The following is a 4,415-nucleotide window of genomic DNA, read 5'->3' on the forward strand; positions in this document are numbered from 1 at the left end:
TGAATTTTTCGACTTAGTTGCCGGCAGCTTGCCGCCAACTCACTCCTCTAGATAAGTATTTTGACTCACGCTCCTTCCTCTTTCGAGACGTTGTGACACTTAGGGTGCGGAATGTGGGAAAGATAGTGACTTTATTGATTTGGTTTGTCGTCTGGGAACACCTCCTCAAATTTTATGGTTAACCTGTGGTAATGTCACAAATCAGAATCTGCGGCGATTACTGACAGCTACTTTACCCGATGCGTTGAAACAACTAGAGCAAGGAACAATAATTGTAGAGATTAGCAATACTCCTTAAAATCCTCCCCTATTCCTGGATAAGTTGCATGGGTGCGGTGCGAGGATCGATGATTTTCTGACCTAAACCCGAAAATTTGACCGCTAGATTCATTTTTTTGCCCGTACCGAGAATATGGGTCACTTCTCCTTCTCCAAAAGTAGAGTGTAACACTCGATCGCCTACCTGCCATTTTCTTTGATCGGAGACAGTTTTTTCCATGGCAACCACTTTTGGGGTCTTTTTCGGTTTCAGGTTGCTTGTGAGCAATTCTGGGGGCAATTCCTGCAAAAATTGGGAAGCTACCTTCATCTCTTTATTCCCCCAGACATATCTTTCTTTTGCGTAGGTTAAAAATAATTGTTCCTTGGCCCGAGTCACTCCCACATAACACAAACGGCGTTCTTCCTCAAGAGCAATGGGATCGTTTAAACTACGATTATGGGGAAAAATGCCCTGTTCTAAACCGACTAAAAAGACGATAGGAAACTCTAAACCTTTGGCGGAATGAAGGGTCATTAAGGAGACTTTTTCTTGACCTTCCTGAAGATTATCTAAATCCGAGGCTAAACTAGCACTAGCGAGAAATTCCTGGAGATTGGTTTCTTCGTTTTCTTCTTGGAATTGTACCACGGCGCTATACAATTCTTGAATATTCTCGATGCGGGTATCAGCTTCCTCGGTTCCCTGCTGTTTTAACTCATCGATATATCCCGAATCTTCCATGATTTGGTCTAAGATTTCACTAGCGGATAAATCGGTGATTTTTTCTTGCAGGTTTTGGATAATTTTAGCTAACTTATTGATGCTTTTAGTCGCACGACCGGCGAGAGTATTAACGGAAGTTTCATCGCTGATAATTTCCCATAAGGGTACTCCTAATTCTTGGGCAGCTTTGAGCAAATTATCGATTGTGGTTTTACCGATACCGCGCCGGGGAGTGTTAATAATTCTCAGTAAACTAACGGTATCAGCAGGATTGGCAATCACTCGTAAATAAGCGATCGCATCTTTAATCTCCTGTCGATCATAAAATTTAAATCCCCCGACAATATTATAGGGGATATTATTGCGAATTAACCCATCTTCAAAGGGGCGAGATTGGGCATTAATTCGGTAGAGAATAGCAAAACTACCCCAATTTAATTCGGGGTTTTCTTGGGTAAATTCTCGAATTTTATCGATAACAAAAGCTGCTTCTTCCTGTTCATCTCTGGCTTTAAAAACATAGATACTATCGCCACCTTCTCTGGTGGGAACAAGGACTTTATCGATTCTTTGACTATTCTTTTCAATTAACTTATTTGCCGCTTGCAGAATATTTTCCCGTGAACGATAGTTTTCCTGTAGTTTCACCATCGTGCGAGTATCATCATCGGGTAAACCATCGCCAAAGTCCGCTTGAAAATTGAGCAGAATAGTAAAATCCGCCATCCGAAAACTATAGATAGATTGGTCGGCATCACCCACCACAAAAATCGATCGATCCGTCCAATTCCACTCACTTTTTTTCGTTTCACCATTGGTGGACAAAAGCCGAATTAACTCGTACTGAATCCGGTTAGTGTCTTGGTATTCATCGACTAAAATATGCTTAAATTGCGTATGCCAATAACCGAGAATAGATTCATTTTGCTGAAAAAGACGGACTGGAACCAGTATCAAATCATCAAAATCTAGGGCATTATTTTGGGCCAATTGCATCTGATAAGCCTGATAAACCTCAGAAATGACCTTTCCCCGAAAATTAGGGTTTTCTCTGGCGTAATCCTTGGGAGTTAACCCTAAATTTTTAGCATTACTAATCGCATAACGTAGATTGCGGGCATCAAATTTTTTATCGTCTAAATTCATCTGTTTAGTGACGATATTTTTTACTAAACTCTGGGCATCAGACTCGTCCATAATCGAAAAATTCCTTTGCCAACTATGACCATATTCATCCTGATATTTATTAATGTCATAGCGCAAAATTCGACCGCAAAGACTGTGAAAAGTCCCGATCCAGAGTTTTTTAGTATAATTCCGATAAACTTGAGAAAAGAGTTTTTTCTGTTCGTATTCTTCTAAAAGTTCTAATCTTTGACCGTATTTTTCCTGTGCTTTTTGTTGAGCAAAAGTTTTTTCAATTCTCGTTTTCATTTCCCGGGCCGCCTTATTGGTAAAAGTGACTGCGAGAATATTTTCCGGCTCGACCCCGTGATGACGGATCAAATGGGCGATACGATAGGTTAAAGCGCTAGTTTTTCCCGATCCTGCTCCAGCAACCACCAACAGGGGGCCGCAAAAATGCTCAACAGCAAGGCGCTGGGAAGGATTGAGTTGTTCTAAATAATCGGCTGTGACTGTCATAATCTTTCCGTATAGCTCTGCGACCTCTATTAATCAGGCTACATCATCGGGACGGCTATCGGGCATTAGTCAACCCCTTCAAGAAATAAAAATTTTTTGGGCTAGTTTGTTTCAAATCGCTCAAGATTCTAAGTTGTCATCTACAATGGAATTAGCGGAGACGAAAGTTTCCGTTCACTCCTCACACCACACTCCGTCCGGACAATGTTCGGGCGGTTTCTTATTGAAAATACTCGATCTCTACAAATTCCCTGTTACACTGTATGATCAAAGATTTCTTGGAATCTTTGTTGCGTTCAAATGTACTACCATGTGAGGGACATCACTTGTCTAAACGTTATTTGTTCACCTCCGAATCGGTTACAGAGGGACATCCCGATAAAATTTGTGACCAGATTTCTGATACTATTCTCGATGCTCTGTTATCCCAAGATGACCACAGTCGTGTAGCGGCTGAAGTGGTTGTCAATACAGGGTTAGTCTTGATTACTGGTGAAATCACCTCGAAAGCACAGGTTCATTTCGTCGATTTAGTTCGCAAGAAAATCGCTGAAATCGGCTATATCAACGCCGATAACGGCTTTTCCTCGAATAGTTGCACCGTTTTAGTCGCTTTAGACGAACAATCTCCCGATATTTCCCAGGGGGTCACGGCTGCTCAGGAAAATCGCGAACTTCTCAGCAATGATGAACTCGATAAAATTGGTGCGGGAGACCAGGGTATTGTCTTCGGTTTCGCTTGCAATGAAACCCCGGAATTTATGCCCTTACCGATTAGTTTAGCCCACCGCATCGCTCGCCGTTTAGCGGCAGTCAGAAAAACGGGTGAACTGTCCTATCTGCGTCCCGACGGTAAAACGCAAGTATCGGTCATTTATGAAGATGGTCGTCCCGTGGGTATCGATACTATCCTTGTTTCTACCCAACACGATGCTACTATCGGCGATATCACCGATAATGATCTCGTCCAACAAAAGATTAAAAGTGATCTCTGGGAAGCGGTAGTACAACCGGTCTTCAGCGATTTAGAGATTAAACCCGATGCCAATACCCGTTATCTGGTTAATCCCACCGGAAAATTCGTCATTGGTGGACCCCAAGGCGACGCGGGATTAACGGGACGGAAAATTATCGTCGATACCTACGGTGGCTATTCTCGTCACGGTGGCGGCGCTTTCTCCGGTAAGGATCCTACCAAAGTCGATCGCTCCGCGGCCTATGCTTGCCGTTATGTGGCCAAAAATATCGTCGCTGCTGGTTTGGCCGATAAGTGCGAGATTCAAGTGGGTTATGCGATTGGGGTAGCTCGTCCGGTGAGTCTCTTCGTGGAAACCTTTGGCACTGGCAAAGTCGCTGATGATGTGATTCTGGACTTAATCAATAAATACTTTGAACTCCGTCCGGCCGGTATTATCCAAACCTTTAACCTGCGCGGTTTACCCAGTGAAAGAGGCGAGCGTTTTTACCAAGATGTGGCCGCTTATGGTCATTTTGGTCGCAATGATCTCGATTTACCCTGGGAACAAACCGATAAAGCCGCTATCCTCAAAGAAGCTTTGACTTCTGCGGTAGTATAGGGTTAAAAATTAACTGCAATTTTTGATTGAGGAATAGAGTTTCAGGCTCTATTCCTTTTTTGGACGGTTTTTAAACAGAAAAAGCTATATTTATAGTTATTTCAAATAAGAACGAGACACTAGGCGACACAATAAGTACGAATAATTTCATCAAGGGGTGTCCCCACAGGAGCATACATTCTTGCCCTCTTTAATGCACTAAAATCATG

At 42.7% G+C, this 4,415-nt stretch carries 3 protein-coding genes and 1 pseudogene; 2 read left to right on the forward strand and 2 right to left on the reverse strand.

Features of this window, described 5'->3' with window-relative positions; all coding sequences use genetic code 11:
* Nucleotides 1-139: 139 nt before the first annotated feature.
* On the forward strand, nucleotides 140-298 hold the full coding sequence (locus tag EWV68_RS06760; RefSeq protein WP_287169279.1) for a hypothetical protein: 159 nt from the start codon (nucleotides 140-142) through the stop codon (nucleotides 296-298).
* 9 nt (nucleotides 299-307) lie between these two features.
* Here EWV68_RS06760 and pcrA read toward each other — a convergent pair whose 3' ends face one another.
* On the reverse strand, nucleotides 308-2,629 hold the full coding sequence (pcrA, locus tag EWV68_RS06765; protein WP_061430764.1) for a DNA helicase PcrA: 2,322 nt from the start codon (nucleotides 2,627-2,629) through the stop codon (nucleotides 308-310).
* Nucleotides 2,630-2,955: 326 nt separating this feature from the next.
* Here pcrA and metK point away from each other — a divergent pair, with 326 nt between their 5' ends.
* Nucleotides 2,956-4,206: a methionine adenosyltransferase gene (gene metK, locus EWV68_RS06770; RefSeq protein WP_012267167.1), complete on the forward strand. Its 1,251-nt coding sequence runs from the start codon at nucleotides 2,956-2,958 to the stop codon at nucleotides 4,204-4,206.
* A gap of 119 nt (nucleotides 4,207-4,325) precedes the next feature.
* On the opposite strand, the pseudogene EWV68_RS06775 reads toward metK, so the two are convergent.
* Nucleotides 4,326-4,415: pseudogene (locus EWV68_RS06775) on the reverse strand (IS630 family transposase); the annotation flags it as partial.

The sequence above is a fragment of the Microcystis sp. M_QC_C_20170808_M9Col genome (assembly GCF_007095495.1).
Lineage (GTDB): Bacteria > Cyanobacteriota > Cyanobacteriia > Cyanobacteriales > Microcystaceae > Microcystis > Microcystis aeruginosa.

What these genes read in the sequence shown, in the direction of transcription:
- pcrA (WP_061430764.1), bottom strand. Translation starts at nt 2,629, where the DNA reads ATGACAGTCACAGCCGATTATTTAGAACAACTCAATCCTTCCCAGCGC.